Genomic DNA, 15,116 nt, shown 5'->3' with positions numbered 1-15,116 from the left:
AATTGCTACATATATTGCATGATCTCGCATTCGCGTCTATGGTTGGCGGCATGATCCGCGCGCCGCTCACCGATGCCATCGTCGAAGTTTTCGATGCCTTGCCGTCGCAGCTTCAGGACGCCGCCCGCTATCTTCTCGACAATCCCGAGGATGTCGCGCTGCTGTCGATGCGCGAGCAGGCGCGCCGCGCCGGTCTGCAGCCGTGGACGATGGTGCGCTTGGCAAAGCGGCTGGGCTTTGACGGCTACGAGCCGCTGCGTTCGCTTTACGCCAACGCCATGCGGCAGGGCGAACTCGGCTTTGCCGGCAAGGCCGGCACGCAGCTCGCGCGGCAAAGCGAGGTCGGCGACCGGGCATTGGCCGCCGAGATGATAAAATCACTGTCGAGCCAGATCGCCGAACTTGGCGAGCCGGAGCGGCTCGATTCGCTTGCCGCGGCGGCCGAGCGGCTGCACGCAGCACGCCGGATATTCTGCCTCGGCCTCCGCTCCAGCCATCCGGTCGCCGCGCATTTCGGCTACGTCATGTCCTTCCTTGGCGAGAAAGCCGTGATGCTGGACGGCGCATCCGGGACTGGCACCGACGCCATTCGCCTGGCGACCGCGCAAGACGTGCTGTTTGTCGTCAGCGTCGCACCCTATACCAGGCTGACCGTCGATCTTGCCCGCCGCGCCGCAGCCGGCGGCGTGCCGGTGATCGCGCTCACCGACAGCGCCGTCTCGCCGCTCGCCGGTCTCGCCGGGCTGTCGGTGCTGGTTCCGACGGAAAGCCCGTCCTTCTTCCACACCATGTCGCCTGCCTTCGTGGTCGGCGAGGTCCTCGCGGCGCTGATTGCCGGAAAGGGCGGGGAAAAGGCGCTTGCCGCCATTCGCCGCACCGAGGACCAACTGTCCCAACTCGACATCCACATCTTGCCGCCGCGCGGCCGGAGGAAAGCATGACCCATATCCTGCATCGCCAGATCCACGCCTCGCTTCCCGTCGCCAGCGGCGGCAAGGGCATCGAGCTCTTCGATACGGACGGACGCGCCTATATCGACGCGTCCGGCGGCGCCGCCGTTTCGTGCCTCGGCCACGGCCATCCCGATGTTCTTGCCGCCATGCACAGGCAGGCCGACCGACTTGCCTATGCCCACACCAGCTTCTTCACCAGCGAAGTCGCCGAAGCCTTGGCCGACCGGCTCGTCGCGGATGCCCCGGCCGGCATCAGCCACGTCTATTTCGTCTCGGGCGGTTCGGAAGCGGTCGAGGCAGCGCTCAAGATGGCGCGGCAGTATTTCGTCGAGATCGGCCAGCCGCAGCGCCGCAACATCATCGCGCGCAAGCAAAGCTATCACGGCAACACGCTCGGCGCGCTCGCGACCGGCGGCAATGAATGGCGGCGCGCGCAGTTCCGGCCGCTGCTCATCGAGACGCACCACATCGATCCGTGCTTTGCCTATCGCTTCCAGGAGGCCGGGGAGACGGACGAGAACTATGCCGCGCGCGCGGCGCAGGCGCTGGAGGACAAGATCATCGAGCTCGGGCCTGAGACGGTCATGGCCTTCGTTGCCGAAACGGTTGTCGGCGCGACGGCGGGCGCGGTGCCGCCGGTTGCGGATTACTTCCGCCGCATCCGCGACATCTGCGACCGTTACGGCGTCTTGCTGATCCTCGACGAGGTGATGTGCGGCATGGGCCGCACCGGAACGCTTCATGCCTGCGAACAGGATGGCGTCGCCCCCGACCTGATGACGATCGCCAAGGGGCTGGGTGGCGGCTACCAGCCGATCGGAGCCGTTTTGCTCAGTCAGAAGATATTCGATGCCTTCGCGAACGGTTCGGGTCTCTTCCAGCACGGCCACACCTATATCGGCCACCCGATGGCTTGCGCGGCCGCGCTTGCCGTTCAAGAGGTGATTGCCCGCGACAGGCTGCTCGACAATGTGAAAGCCATGGGCGCGCATCTGGCGCGCCGGCTTGGCGAGCGCTTCGGGAACCACCCCCATATTGGCGACATTCGCGGGCGCGGCCTGTTCATGGGCGTCGAACTGGTGGAGGACCGTTCGACCAGGCAGCCCTTCGATCCGAAACGGAAACTCAATGCGCGCATCAAGAAGGCGGCCATGGCGCGCGGCCTTCTCGTCTATCCCATGGGGGGCACGATCGACGGGGTCAACGGCGACCACGTGCTGCTGGCGCCGCCGTTCATATGCGACGTCTCGGCCATCGACGCGATCGTCGAGCGTCTCGACGACGCCATCTCCGACGCATTGCAGATTTAGTCCGATCGGCCCTGAGAGGCTCCTGCCAGGCGCTGCTGGCAATAGTCTTCAGCCGCGATCAAGTCGGTGGCGCGCCCCTGTCGGTTCTTCTCGGCCGCGCCTATCCCGAGCCGCAGCATGTCGTCTCGATCGCCGACGAGGAGCTTTCCGCTTTCAGAGCGTCGCTGGATCTCTGATGTAACCTGGACTTGGCGATCAGAGGGCAGGGCGCTTGGCTATGGCGAGGCCGATGCCGAGCGCGATCATCGCGCCTCCCGAGGCCTCCCGCAGGCGGCGTATCACGCCCGAACGTCCGGCCGCGCCTTCCCGGATGCGGCTTGCCGCGAAAGCGACCACGACATCGGCGAGCGTGTTGAGCGTCACCGACACGAAGCCGAGGGCCATGAACTGCAGGGCGACGTGGCCGGCGCCGAGGTTCACGAATTGCGGAATGAAGGCCAGGAAGAAGGCTGCCGTCTTCGGATTCAAGGCCTCGACCAGCACCCCTTCGCGAAAGGCGCGCCGCGCGCCGACCGCGGGCGCCGGCGCGCCGCCCTCCAGCATTGTCTTTGCCTCGCGGCGGGCGGACTGGAAGGTGCGGAAGCCGAGCCAGACGAGGTAGGCCGCGCCGATCAGCTTCAGCGCCGTGAACAACTCCGCGCTTGCGAGCACGAGGGCGGAAACGCCAAGGCTGCCGGCAAGCACGTGAACCATGCCGCCGAGGCCCGTGCCGAAACTGGAGGCGATGCCTTCCGCTCGTCCGCCGGCGAGCGTGCGCGCGGCGACGTAGAAGATGCCCGGTCCGGGCGTGATGGCAAGCAGGAACGCTGCGGCGAAGTACAAGGCGAACTGGGTCAGATCCGGCATGATGAACTCGGCTTGAAGCGAACGGGACTATGTCTCACGACGGGATGAGCGGCGCGACCGCACGGTCCGAAAGCCGGTCGCTCGCTGAAAGGCCGGACACGACACCGGCTCGATCGGCCGTGTTGCGGTTCTGGCTCATCTTGCGCTTGCCTTCGAGCTTCGCGATCGGCATGCGCAGACCGACAATGCCTCTCAGTTGCGCCTGGATGAAATCCGGCGGCGCGTCCGATACGGCCCAGGGCGAGGCGCGCCCACTTTCGTGGAGACTGGTCAGACGCGTGACGATTTCGAGCAGCCTGTCGGCATCCTCGAAGAATTCGACCGGCCCATGGGCATGGACGGCGACATAGTTCCAGGTCGGCACGACCTTTCCGGTTTCCTGCTTGGTCTGGTACCAGGACGGCGTCACGTAAGCGTCCGGCCCCATGAATATCGCCAGGCCATCGCCCAGCGGCGGGACACGCCAGTGCGGATTTGCCTTCGCGACATGGCCATAGATCACGCCATGCTCGCCCTCGTCCTCGTCGAGGAAAAGCGGCAATGGCGTCGCCAGCGGCCCTTGCGCCGTCGCCGTGACCAGGGTCGCCAACCGCGCCGCGCGGATCGTTGCCCTGAGGCTCTCATGATCGTCATCGCGGAAGGCGGGCGGGATGTACATGGCGAAAACTCCTTGCGTTGCAAGTGAAGATGCCGGAAAGCTGGCTTGCCTGGAATATCCAGTTTTGAAGGTTTTTTGTGGTCCAGTTGCAACAGGACGGCGTCGCGCGCCGGATCATCGCGGCGATCAAGGCGCAGATCCACAGCGGCGCCTACCGGTCCGGCGACCGGCTGCCGTCTACGCGGGCCTTCGCCGCCGAATGGGGCGCGTCGCGCACCACGGTGACGGCCGCCTATAACCAGCTCGACGCAGAAGGCTATCTGATCATCCGGCAAGGGGCACGCGCGATCGTTGCTCCAGGGCTGGAAAGGGCGTCAGGGGAGGCGCCCATCACGGCTGCTCAGCCCCGCAGTCTCTCGGCATTCGCGCGCCGACTGCTGGCCCTGCCGCCGCCGGTGGAACAGCAGCCGGCCAAGGTCGCCGATTTCCGCTATGGCGACCTGTCCGGAGCGGACTTCCCGGTGCTGGCCTGGCGTCGGGCCTCGACCAAGGCCATTCTGCGGCGCGCCGCGCGGCTGCGATATGGCGACCCTCAGGGGTCTTCCGCTCTGCGCAACGCGCTTCAGGCCTATCTCTGGCGCGCCCGCGGCATCAGTTGCACGCCGGACCGGATCATCATCGTCAACGGCTCGCAGCAAGGGCTCGACCTCTGCGCGCGGCTGCTGCTCGATCCAGGCGATCCGTTCGTGATCGAGAATCCGGGCTATGTACTCGCCCGCCATGCCTTTGTGGCGGCGGGCGGCATTGCCGTGCCCGTCGCGGTCGACGCGGACGGGCTGAGGACGGATGCGCTGCCGCCGGCCCGCCTGGCTTACGTGACGCCGTCGCATCAGTTCCCGCTCGGCGGCGTGCTTTCGGCGACACGGCGGCGTTCCCTCCTGGCCTGGGCCAAGGCGACAGGCGCCACCATTGTCGAGGACGACTATGACGGCGAATACCGCCACGACATCGCCCCCATCCCGCCGCTGCAGACGCTGGACGCTGACTCGGTCATCTATGCCGGCACATTCTCCAAGACACTCTCGCCCACTTTAAGGCTCGGCTATCTCGTCGTGCCCGCCAGCCTGCGCCGGGCGTTCAGCGAGGCGAAGCGCCTGACCGACCGGCATGCTCCGCTGCTGGAACAGGACGCGTTGGCGGACCTGTTGACCCGCGGCGCCTATGAGCGCCACGTCCGCAGCATCCGCAGAAAAAACACCGAGCGCAGACAGGTCCTGCTGCAAGCGCTGACCGATCATCTGGGGACAAGCGTTTCTGTCGCAGGGGCAGAAACCGGACTGCATGTCGTTGCCTGGATGAACGGCATCGCCGCCGAGCGCGAGCCGGCGATCATCGCGGCGGCACGCGCCGCCGGAATCGGCCTCTATCCCGTGTCACCGCTCTATGACTCGAGCGGGCCGCGACCGGGAACGGCCGGCTTCATTCTGGGTTACGCCGGGCCCGACACGGAGGCGCTGCGGCGGGGCATCGCGGTGCTGGCAGCCATACTCGCCGAGCACCGCTGACGAGCCGGCAGCCCTGAATGTCTTGTCGGTAATCTCTTCGATCGGACGCGACTGGGCTAAGCGATGTGGCTCTTTTGCTAAAACAGCAAGCCCAGGGCACACATTGCAAATGCCGCATCTGCCTGTAAACTTCGCCAGCGAGAAGCTGCGGATAGGTGGATGTCTCGTCAGCCGGTACCGACATGTTTGCAGGGCACAACCCCTATCTGGTCGCGCTCTCGGTGGTGATCGCGATCCTGGGAGGATACACAGGTTTCGGGTTGGCAGCCCGCGTGCGCGGCACGCCTGGTGCGAGCCGTCGCGTTTTGCTGGCCGGCGCGGCCTTCTTCCTCGCTGTCGGGATCTGGACCATGCACTTTATTGGCGTGCTGGCCGCGCCATTGCCCGAAAGCACCGTCTATCTCGTTCTGCCCACCATCGTTTCATTTCTGATCTGCGCGCTTGTCGTCGGCGTCTCGCTGTTCTTCGTTTCCATCGGCGAGCCCTCCGGCAGCCGCATCATCGCCTCGGCGCTGCTGCTCGGCACCGGGATCGTCTCGATGCATTATGTCGGCATCCACGGGCTTGCCGGTCCGTTCCACATCCATCACGACAACAGGATGATACTGGTCGCGACGCTGATCGCCGTCGGCACCGCCTATGGAGGGCTGCGGATTCTCCTTGCCCGGCAAGGAGGCATGCGGCTCGCGCTCAGCGCCGTTGCCTTCGGCTTTGCCGTATCGGGGATGCACTACACCGCCATGTATGGCATGCAATTGATGCCCTCGGCAGGTGACGGCATGGATGGTCTCACTGCTTCGCCGCAGATCCTGGCGTTGATCGTATCGCTGCTCTCCTTCCTTGTCGTCGCCGGGTTCCTGCTCTTCCTGGTGCCGGAATCGCAGCAACGCGCCACCGCGACCTCACCCGAATGGCTGGGTGAGCCTCATGCCATGGATACCAGCCAGGAGCAGCCGGGCGATGACGATGCGCTGGGCTCACCAGCAAAGCGACCGCTGCCGCTGCATGGCCTCGGGCGACCGCCGCTGCCGCTGGTAACGCGCTTGCCCGTCGAAGGCGTCGACGGCACGCATTTCGTCGAGGCCGAAGAGATTCGTAGCATTCGCGCCGACGCCCACTACGCGCTCGTCCACGACGGAACCCGCGAGCGCATGAGCCCGTGGTCGATCTCGGAAGCGGAATCCCAGCTCGACCCGTCACGCTTCATGCGTGTTCACCGCAGCCACATCATCTCAGTCCCGCATGTCGTCCTGATCCGCAAGGAGGGTGACGGCGCGGTCGTCGAGCTTGACGGCCCGGCGCCGCATCTGGTGCCGGTAAGCCGCGCCCGCGTCGCTGAGCTCAGGGCGCGGCTGGGCCTTCTCAAGCGAAATGCCCGGGGCACGGCGCTGCCCAAGGAAGGTCAGTCGGCCTGACGCATTTCGTGCGGAAAAAGCCGCGCTTCGTGTGAAATCCGACCTTTCGTGACCCATTCGTCCGGCCTGCCTTGAAGCCGGCAGCGCCGCGCAGCAGCCTTCCCCCAAAACAGCCCAAGTTCGATCCCGATCCCAAAAGGATCCCGAGCGGTAAGGGCCAAGAGGAGGAAACATGATCCCGGGACCATTCACCTATCATCGGCCGGATTCGGTCGCCGACGCCGTCAAGCTGCTCGTCAAACTGGGCGACGAAGCGCGACCGCTGGCCGGCGGTCACAGTCTCATTCCGATGATGAAGCTCAGGCTCGCAACGCCCGACCATCTCGTCGACCTCGCCGGCATCGATGTCTTGAAACGGATCGCACGCGATGGCGACCGGATCGTCATCGGCGCCATGACCACCCAGCATGAACTGCTGGCGTCCGAGACGATCGCATCCGCTCTCCCGATCCTGCGTGAGGCCGCCCTGCTGATCGCCGACCCGCAGGTGCGCTACCGTGGCACCGTCGGCGGCAATGTCGCCAACGGGGATCCCGGCAACGACATGCCGGCCCTGATGTTGACGCTTGGTGCGGACTATACGCTGCAGGGGCCTGACGGCAGCCGCTCGGTCGCGGCGAGCGAGTTCTATCAAGGCGCCTATTTTACCGCCCTGGAGCCTAGCGAGATTCTCACCTCGGTCTCGATTCCCGTGCCGCCGGCCGGCCATGGCTACGCCTACGAGAAGCTGAAGCGCAAGATCGGCGACTACGCGACCGCAGCCGCTGCCGTGGTGCTGACCATGGCTGGCGGCAAGGTCGCGACCTGCTCGATCGGCCTCACCAATCTCGCCGAGACGGCGCTGCTGGCGGAGGGCGCGGCTCAGGCCGTCATCGGCGCGACGCTCGACGACGCGTCGCTCAAAAAGGCGGCCGAGGCGGCCAGGGCAATCATGAGCCCGGCCGGGGACGGGCGCGGGCCGCCGGAATACCGCAAGCATGTCGGCGGCATCATGGTCGAGCGGGCGTTGAAGCGCGCCGCCGCCGTCGCTCGCTAGGGAGGCATCGATGGTTCAGTCAAAGAAAATCCAGATCAGCATGACGGTGAACGGCCAGGCGGTCGACGGATTGGTCGAGCCGCGCACGCTGCTCATCCATTTCATCCGCGAGAACCTGCAACTCACCGGTCCGCATATCGGCTGTGAGACGACCCATTGCGGCGCCTGCACGGTCGACATGAACGGCATGTCGGTGAAGAGCTGCACCGTCTTCGCGGTCCAGGCTGAAGGCGCCGAGATCACCACGATCGAGGGTATGGCTAACCCCGACGGCACGCTGTCGGCGCTGCAGGAAGGCTTCCGCATGATGCACGGGCTGCAATGCGGCTTCTGCACGCCGGGCATGATCACCCGCGCGCATCGCCTGCTGCAGGAGAACCCGAACCCGACCGAGGAAGAAATCCGCTTCGGCATCGCCGGCAATCTCTGCCGCTGCACCGGTTACCAGAACATCGTCAGGGCGATCCAATACGCCGCCGCCAAGTTGAATGGCACCGAATTCAAGGAGGCCGCAGAATGAACGACATGTCTCTCACGCGCGAAGAGCGCGAGGCCAAACTCGAAGGAATGGGCTGCAAGAGGAAGCGGGTCGAGGACATCCGCTTCACGCAGGGCAAGGGCAACTATGTCGACGACGTCAAGCTGCCCGGTATGCTGCATGGCGACTTCGTGCGCTCGCCGCACGCGCATGCAAGGGTCAAGTCGATCAACCCGGAAAAGGCGCTCAAGGTACCGGGCGTGCTGGCGGTCATCACCGCGGAGACGCTGAAGACGGTGAACCTCGCCTGGATGCCGACGCTTGCCGGCGACGTGCAGATGGTGCTGGCCGACGGCAAGGTGCTGTTCCAGAACCAGGAGGTCGCCTTCGTGGTCGCCACCGACCGCTATGCCGCCGACGACGGCGTCGCGGCGGTCGAGGTCGAATATGAGCCGCTGCCCGTGCTCGTCGACCCATTCAAGGCGCTCGATCCGGATGCGCCGCTGCTGCGCGAGGACATCAAGGACAAGAAGGACGGCGCGCATGGACCGCGCAAGCATCACAACCACATTTTCGAATGGACGGTCGGCGATCGGGAACTGACGGATGCCGCCTTCAACAAGGCGGAGGTGACGATCAAGGAGATGATCTCCTATCACCGCACGCATCCGTCGCCGCTGGAGACCTGCCAGTGCGTCTGCTCCTTCGACAAGGTGAAGGGCGAGCTGACCATCTGGGGCACGTTCCAGGCGCCGCACGTGATCCGCACCGTCGTGTCGCTGATCGCCAAGCTGCCGGAGCAGAAGATCCACGTGATCGCGCCCGACATCGGCGGCGGCTTCGGCAACAAGGTCGGCGCCTATCCCGGCTATATCTGCGCTGCGGTCGCCTCGATCGTCACCGGCAAGCCGGTGAAGTGGGTCGAGGACCGCATCGAGAATCTCACCGCCACATCCTTTGCGCGCGACTACCACATGACGACCGAGATCGCCGCGACCAGGGACGGCAAGGTCACCGGCTTGCGCGTCCATGTGCTCGCCGACCACGGCGCGTTCGATGCCTGCGCCGATCCGTCGAAATGGCCGGCCGGCTTCTTCAACATCGTCACCGGATCCTACGACTTCCCCGTCGCCCACCTTGCGGTGGACGGCATCTACACCAACAAGGCGCCGGGTGGCGTCGCCTATCGCTGCTCGTTCCGGGTGACGGAAGCCGCCTACTGCATCGAGCGGGCCATGGACATACTGGCGCAGAAGCTCGGCATGGATCCCGTGGAGCTCAGGCTGAAGAATTTCGTCAAGCCCGAGCAGTTCCCGTACCACTCCGCGCTCGGCTGGGAGTACGACTCCGGCGACTATCACACCGCCATGCGCAAGGCGATGGAGAGCGTCCAGTATGCCGAGCTGCGCTCGGAGCAGGCGGCAAAGCGTGAAGCCTTCAAGCGCGGCGAAACGCGCGAGATCATGGGCATCGGCGTGTCCTTCTTCACCGAGATCGTCGGCGCCGGTCCGTCGAAGAACTGCGACATCCTCGGCATCGCCATGTTCGATTCCTGCGAAATCCGCCTTCATCCGACAGGCGCCGGCATCGCGCGCATGGGCACGAAGTCGCAAGGGCAGGGCCACGAGACGACGTGGGCGCAGATCATCGCGACCGAGATCGGCATCCCGGCCGACAACATCATGGTCGAAGAAGGCAACACCGACACCGCTCCCTATGGGCTGGGCACCTATGGCTCGCGCTCGACGCCGGTGGCGGGTGCGGCGATCGCCATGGCCGCGCGCAAGATCAAGGCCAAGGCGCAGATGATTGCCGCCTACAAGCTCGAGGTCCATGAGGACGACCTCGAATGGGACATCGACGGCTTCCGCGTGAAGGGCCTGCCGGAGAAATTCCTCGGCATGAAGGATATCTGCTGGATCGCCTACAACTCGCCGCCGCCCGGCATGGAGCCGGGGCTGGAAGCGGTGAGCTACTACGATCCGCCCAACATGACCTATCCGTTCGGCGCCTACATTTGCGTGATGGACATCGACGTCGACACGGGCGTCTACAAGGTCCGCCGCTTCTACGCGCTCGACGATTGCGGCACGCGCATCAACCCGATGATCATCGAGGGCCAGGTGCATGGCGGGCTGACGGAAGCATTCGCCATCGCGATGGGCCAGGAGATCCATTACGACGAGAGCGGCAACGTCACCACCGGCTCGTTCATGGACTTCTTCATCCCGACCGCGGTCGAGACGCCGAAGTGGGAGACCGACTACACGGTGACGCCTTCGCCGCACCATCCGATCGGCGCCAAGGGTGTCGGCGAAAGCCCGAATGTCGGCGGCGTGCCCTGCTTCTCCAATGCCGTCAACGACGCCTTCTCCTTCCTTGGCTCCACGCACATCCAGATGCCCCACGACTACTGGCGCAACTGGAAGGCCGCAAAGGACCTGGGGGCGGTGGGTTAGGAAGGGACGGTGAAGGAGCGTCGGTCCATGGGCTCGTTCTCCCGCGACGCGGTTGCCGGCCGCCTTGCCGAGGCTGGCTATATCGCCGATGCAGAGCTTGCCAGCGCGCTCGCGATCCAGTGGATGCTGCAGCGTCCGCTGCTGATCGAGGGTGAGGCGGGCGTCGGCAAGACGGAGGTCGCCAAGGCTCTTGCCTCGGTCCACGGCACCGAACTCATCCGCCTGCAATGCTACGAGGGCCTCGACCAGTCGGCCGCGCTCTATGAATGGAACTACCAGCGGCAGCTGCTGGCCATCGAGGCGCACAAGGGCAGCAGCGATCCGGACAGGATCGAGGACGAGGTCTTCTCCGAACGCTATCTCCTAGAGCGCCCGCTGTTGGCGGCGATCCGCCGCCAGACGCCTCCAGTGCTGCTGATCGACGAGATCGATCGCGCCGATGAAGAGTTCGAGGCTTTTCTCCTCGAGCTGCTCTCCGACTGGCAGGTTTCGATTCCCGAACTCGGCACGGTGAAGGCTGAGGCCATACCGCATGTGCTTTTGACGTCGAACGGCACGCGCGAGCTGTCCGACGCGCTGCGCCGCCGCTGTCTCTACCACTATCTCGACTATCCGGATGTCGAGCGCGAGGCGCGCATCATCATGGCGCGCATCCCGTGCGCCGGCGCGACGCTCTCGCTGCAGATCGCGCGCATGGTCGAGGCCATCCGCAAGGAGGACCTGCGCAAGGTGCCGGGCGTCGCCGAAACGCTCGATTGGGCGGCAGCGCTTGTCGGCCTCGAAGTCGAAAACTTGCACGACCGGCCGGAGATCGTGCACGAAACGCTGATGTGCCTGCTCAAGACGCGCGAGGATTCCGCGCGCATGGCTCGTGCCGTCACCGACCGGCTGCTGGGGAAAGTGGCATGAGCTGTTGCGGCGCCCCTCTCTCACAGGAAGAACTGGATGATGTCTCGCGCCTGGTGTCGCAGCGGCTCGGCGCCTTCCTGAAGACCTTGCGCGGGGCTTCGTTCAGCGTCGGCCTGCAGGAGGGCCAGGACGCCGCCAGATTGCTGGCGGCGGGCTACGGCAAGAGCTCCGGCCTGCTGCGATCGGCTTTCAAGCATCTGTTTTCGGCGCGCAAGGCCGACTGGGACAAGTTCGATGGCATCTTCGACGCCTTCTGGCTGCGCAAGGGCGCGCGCTCCCGCGTCGCTGCCGCCGGATCGCCGGCCAACTCCAACAATCCTTCCATCGGATCGCCGCAAGAGGCATCCGACCGGAATGGCAGGGGCGACATGCTCGATCAGATTCCCTCGGGCGATCTGCCTGAAGAGCGCGAAAGTTCTGGCGAGGGGCGCGCCGAGAGCGCGACGCGCGCCGAGAGGGTGGCCAGCACCGATTTCCGCAAGCTCGCCGATCCCGCCGAAATTGCCGAGGCCCATGCGATCGCAGCACGGCTTGCGCGCGCCATGCGCGCGCGGATTACCCGGCGCGATCTCGCCCGCCGCCGCGGCTACAGGCTCGATATCAGGCGAACCATCCACCGCAACATCAGCCATGGTGGCGCACCGGTCAGCCTCGTCAGGCGCCAGCGCAAGGAAAAGCCGCTGCGGCTGGTCGTCCTGCTCGATGCATCCGGTTCCATGAGCATGTATACCGGCACGTTCCTGCGTTTCATCCACGGCGTGCTGGACGAGTTCCGCGAAGCGGAGGCCTTCCTTTTCCATACGCGCCTTGCCCATGTCTCCGACGCGATGAAGGAGAAAGACGCGGCACGGGCGCTCGACAGGCTTTCGCTGCTGGCGCAGGGCGCCGGTGGCGGCACGCGGATCGGTGAGAGCCTTGCCACCTTCAACCGCTGGCATGCGGCGCGCGTCATTCATTCGCGAACCTGCGTCATGATCGTCTCGGATGGTTATGAGACCGGAGACTCGGCACTGCTCGGGCGCGAGATGGCCGGGCTCGCCCGCCGCTGCCGCCGCATCGTCTGGCTCAATCCGATGATGGGCTGGGAAGGCTATGCGCCGGAGGCCGCCGGCATCAAGGCGGCGTTGCCGCATATCGATCTCCTGGCGCCGGCGCATACGCTGAAAAGCCTGGCGGCGCTTGAATCCTATCTGGTCAAACTGTGACGGAGGCGAAGATGACCGCCCATGTCGACGTATTGGATCTGATGTCCCGCCTGAAAGCGGCAGAAGAGCCGTTTGTCCTCGCAACTGTCGTCCGCACCGTGTCGGTCACGGCGGCCAAGGCCGGCGCCAAGGCGATCATCCGGCCTGACGGTCGCATCGAGGCGGGATGGATCGGCGGCGGCTGCGCGCGTGGCGCGACGCTGAAGGCCGCGCGCGAGGCCCTGGCCGACGGCCAGTCGCGCCTGGTCTCGATCCAGCCGGAAAACCTCCTGGAAGAGCTCGGCGTCAAGCCGGGCGAGGATCGCGACGGCATCAACTTCGCCAGGAACATGTGTCCGTCGCGCGGCACCATGGATATCTTCGTCGAGCCCGTCCTGCCGAAGCCTGTGCTGGTCGTGATCGGCTCCAGCCCGGTGGCGCAGGCGCTGGTCGAGCAGGCCCGGCCGCTCGGCTACCATGTCACCCTGGCGGCGCCGCTCTCGCATTTCGACACCATGCCGGAGGCGGACAACATAGTGGATGGCTTCGTGCCAGACGCTTCCTATCGGGCCCGGCGTTTCGTGATCGTCTCCACGCAAGGCAAGGGCGACGAGGCCGCGCTCAAGGCTGCTGTTGCGATAGAGGCGGAATATCACGGCTTTGTCGGCAGCCGGCGCAAGATGGCTTCACTGCGCGAGAAACTCGCCGCGCAAGGCGTCGTGGCCGAGGCCCTGGATCGCGTCAAGGCGCCGGCCGGGCTCGACATCGGTGGTATCACTCCGGAAGAGATCGCGCTGTCGATCCTCGCCGAAATCACCATCGAGCGCCGCCGCGGGCAGCGGGGGGCACCCATCAATCAGCAACGGAAAGGGCTTGATTTCATGGATATGAACGGGCAGGAGCGAATTGAGGCCCCCGTCGAGACGGTCTGGCGGGCACTTAATGACCCCGAGACGCTCAAGCTATGCATCCCAGGCTGCGAGGCACTGGAAAAGCAGTCGGACACCAATATGACCGCGACGGTCGTGCTGAAGATAGGGCCGATCAAGGCCCGCTTCGATGGCGAGGTCGAATTGAGCAATCTCGACCCGCCGCGCGCCTATACGATCAGCGGGGAAGGGAAAGGCGGTATCGCCGGTTTCGCCAAGGGCCACGCCGACGTATCCCTGGCCGAAGACGGGCCGGGTGTCACGATGCTGTCCTATGTGGTCAAGGCCGATGTCGGAGGCAGGATCGCACAGCTCGGCGGACGCCTGATCGATTCCACCGCCCGCAAGCTCGCGGGGCAGTTCTTCACCAATCTGGGCGAGCGCCTGGCCGTGCAACCCGTCCAGGCATGACGGGCAAGGCGGCGGCTTCCGCCGCCTTGCCTCCCGACCGGCTCAGAAGATCTCGTTGGTGATCCGCTTTACGGGCCCGAGCAGGATCGAACCTGTCGGCACGCCGTTGTCGATCGGGATCGCCCTGCGCTCAGGCAAGTCTGACACAGGCTCGCCGATATCGGCCGTCACGACGACCGGGCTCTTGTTCGGCACGCGGTCGTAGAGGTCGATGATGTCCTGGTTGATCAGGCGCACGCAGCCCGACGAGACCGATTTGCCGATCGACCACCATTCCGGCGAGCCGTGCAGGCGGTAGAGCGTGTCCTGGCTGCCCTGGAACAAATAGAGCGCGCGAGCGCCGAGCGGGTTCTTCAAGCCGCCGGGCATGCCGCCATTCTTGGCGCTGAACTGCGTCAGTTCCGGCTGGCGGGCGACCATCTCGTCCGGCGGCGTCCATTTCGGCCACTTCTGCTTCCACTGCACCACGGCGTCGCCCGACCACTCGAAGCCGGCGCGGCCGAGGCCGACGCCGTAGCGGATCGCCTGGCCGCCCTCGCGCACCAGGTAGAGGAAGTGGTTCGTCGTATCGACGACAATCGTGCCTGGCCGCTGTCCGGTCGGGTCGGGAACGATCTGGCGCAGGAATTTGTGATCGATCTTGTTTACCGGGATGGCCGGCAGGTCGAAGCCGTTGTCGGATATCGGCCCATACATCGTCTCGTAGTCGCCGAGCGGCGGCTCCACATAGGCGGGCGGTGGCGGCTGGACGGGTTCGGGGCCCGGACCGGTGGTGGTGCAGGCGGAAACCGCGGCCGAAGCAGCGCCGAGGGCTGTGAGATTGAGGAAGCCACGGCGGCTGATGCGGAAGGAAGCGTCTGACATGGTTGCCTTTTCTAGGTCTTGAATTCGCAAGAAAGCATGAATCCGCAGGCTGGCCGCCGGCAGCTCCAATAACAGTCGGCGGCGATAGGCGGTTCCAATTCTGGCCTGAGGGTGGACAAACAAAGGCGAAGCTGTGACCGCGACACATCTGTTGCGCTG

The 15,116-nt window shown here is 65.5% G+C and carries 13 protein-coding genes and 1 pseudogene; 11 read left to right on the top strand and 3 right to left on the bottom strand.

Annotation, left to right across the window (positions count from 1 at the left end; translation table 11 throughout):
* Positions 1–50 precede the first annotated feature (50 nt).
* Together EJ070_RS32660 and EJ070_RS32655 are read left to right on the top strand one after the other, a co-directional pair.
* Complete coding sequence (locus tag EJ070_RS32660; RefSeq protein ID WP_126095022.1) at positions 51–941, top strand: MurR/RpiR family transcriptional regulator; 891 nt, start codon at positions 51–53, stop codon at positions 939–941.
* Positions 938–2,263 (top strand): aspartate aminotransferase family protein, encoded by a 1,326-nt coding sequence (locus EJ070_RS32655; protein ID WP_126095021.1) that lies wholly within the window; start codon positions 938–940, stop codon positions 2,261–2,263. Before EJ070_RS32660 ends, EJ070_RS32655 begins: the two co-directional genes overlap by 4 nt.
* 195 nt (positions 2,264–2,458) lie before the next feature.
* Here EJ070_RS32655 and EJ070_RS32645 read toward each other — a convergent pair whose 3' ends face one another.
* Positions 2,459–3,109, bottom strand: coding sequence for a LysE family translocator (locus EJ070_RS32645; RefSeq protein ID WP_126095019.1), 651 nt, complete (start codon positions 3,107–3,109; stop codon positions 2,459–2,461).
* 34 nt (positions 3,110–3,143) lie between these two features.
* Positions 3,144–3,767 (bottom strand): FMN-binding negative transcriptional regulator, encoded by a 624-nt coding sequence (locus tag EJ070_RS32640; RefSeq protein WP_126095018.1) that lies wholly within the window; start codon positions 3,765–3,767, stop codon positions 3,144–3,146.
* Between the two features lie 77 nt (positions 3,768–3,844).
* Between EJ070_RS32640 and EJ070_RS32635 the strand changes: the two genes are divergently transcribed.
* From EJ070_RS32635 to EJ070_RS32595, 9 genes and pseudogenes are all read left to right on the top strand, one after another.
* Entirely contained in the window at positions 3,845–5,272 is a 1,428-nt protein-coding gene (locus EJ070_RS32635; protein WP_126095017.1) for a PLP-dependent aminotransferase family protein, read from the top strand.
* Between the two features lie 182 nt (positions 5,273–5,454).
* Positions 5,455–6,687 carry an MHYT domain-containing protein gene (locus EJ070_RS32630; RefSeq protein ID WP_126096003.1) on the top strand — a complete coding sequence of 411 codons (1,233 nt, stop codon included), beginning with the start codon at positions 5,455–5,457 and terminating at the stop codon, positions 6,685–6,687.
* Between the two features lie 172 nt (positions 6,688–6,859).
* Positions 6,860–7,723 carry a xanthine dehydrogenase family protein subunit M gene (locus tag EJ070_RS32625; protein WP_126095016.1) on the top strand — a complete coding sequence of 288 codons (864 nt, stop codon included), beginning with the start codon at positions 6,860–6,862 and terminating at the stop codon, positions 7,721–7,723.
* Between the two features lie 10 nt (positions 7,724–7,733).
* Positions 7,734–8,243, top strand: a complete 510-nt coding sequence (locus tag EJ070_RS32620; protein ID WP_126095015.1) for a (2Fe-2S)-binding protein — start codon at positions 7,734–7,736, stop codon at positions 8,241–8,243.
* Positions 8,240–10,660, top strand: coding sequence for an aerobic carbon-monoxide dehydrogenase large subunit (locus EJ070_RS32615; protein ID WP_126095014.1), 2,421 nt, complete (start codon positions 8,240–8,242; stop codon positions 10,658–10,660). Before EJ070_RS32620 ends, EJ070_RS32615 begins: the two co-directional genes overlap by 4 nt.
* A gap of 27 nt (positions 10,661–10,687) precedes the next feature.
* Positions 10,688–11,569 carry a MoxR family ATPase gene (locus EJ070_RS32610; protein ID WP_126095013.1) on the top strand — a complete coding sequence of 294 codons (882 nt, stop codon included), beginning with the start codon at positions 10,688–10,690 and terminating at the stop codon, positions 11,567–11,569.
* Positions 11,566–12,774 carry a VWA domain-containing protein gene (locus EJ070_RS32605; protein ID WP_126095012.1) on the top strand — a complete coding sequence of 403 codons (1,209 nt, stop codon included), beginning with the start codon at positions 11,566–11,568 and terminating at the stop codon, positions 12,772–12,774. The genes EJ070_RS32610 and EJ070_RS32605 overlap by 4 nt, the downstream gene beginning before the upstream one ends.
* An 11-nt stretch (positions 12,775–12,785) precedes the next feature.
* Positions 12,786–13,598 (top strand): annotated as a pseudogene (locus EJ070_RS32600) (XdhC/CoxI family protein); the annotation flags it as partial.
* Positions 13,599–13,634: 36 nt separating this feature from the next.
* A complete protein-coding gene (locus EJ070_RS32595; RefSeq protein ID WP_126096002.1) occupies positions 13,635–14,093 on the top strand; it encodes a carbon monoxide dehydrogenase subunit G in 459 nt (152 codons plus the stop codon).
* 42 nt (positions 14,094–14,135) lie between these two features.
* Here EJ070_RS32595 and EJ070_RS32590 read toward each other — a convergent pair whose 3' ends face one another.
* A complete protein-coding gene (locus tag EJ070_RS32590; protein ID WP_126095011.1) occupies positions 14,136–14,957 on the bottom strand; it encodes a L,D-transpeptidase in 822 nt (273 codons plus the stop codon).
* Between the last annotated feature and the right edge of the window lie 159 nt (positions 14,958–15,116).

The organism is Mesorhizobium sp. M1E.F.Ca.ET.045.02.1.1, assembly GCF_003952485.1.
GTDB lineage: Bacteria > Pseudomonadota > Alphaproteobacteria > Rhizobiales > Rhizobiaceae > Mesorhizobium.
Note: the sequence above shows the minus strand (reverse complement) of the source record. Positions and strands in the feature narration are given on the sequence as shown.